Genomic DNA, 356 nt, shown 5'->3' with positions numbered 1-356 from the left:
GACGGCAAGCCTTATGGCCCTGTCTACGCCGACCAGAACGGTCACTGGGAACTTGTAATCAACCCTGCATTAGCAGAGGGCGGTCACATAGTAACCGTAAAAGCTACCGATATCGCAGGTAACGTCAGCGAAAGTGCAGAAACTACTATCACTGTTAAGACCGATAAGCCTGTAACCCCAGAACAGCCAACTGTTCCCGGCGGCAACGGCTCCGCCACAAACGATACAACTCCAACGTTCAGCGGCACCGCTGAACCAGGAACTAAGATCGAAATCGTCATCGATGGCAAGCCTTATGGTCCTGTCTATGCCGACCAGAACGGACATTGGGAAATAACCCTTAGCGAAGAACTGGG

The 356-nt window shown here is 52.2% G+C and carries 1 protein-coding gene; it reads left to right on the top strand.

Annotation, left to right across the window (positions count from 1 at the left end; genetic code table 11):
• Positions 1–356: Ig-like domain-containing protein (locus tag DDR33_RS25365; RefSeq protein ID WP_202913859.1), on the top strand; the 356-nt coding region annotated here is incomplete at both ends.

The sequence above is a fragment of the Pararcticibacter amylolyticus genome (assembly GCF_003130405.1).
Taxonomy (GTDB): Bacteria; Bacteroidota; Bacteroidia; order Sphingobacteriales; family Sphingobacteriaceae; genus Arcticibacter; species Arcticibacter amylolyticus.
This window is presented reverse-complemented; position numbering and strand designations above follow the sequence as displayed.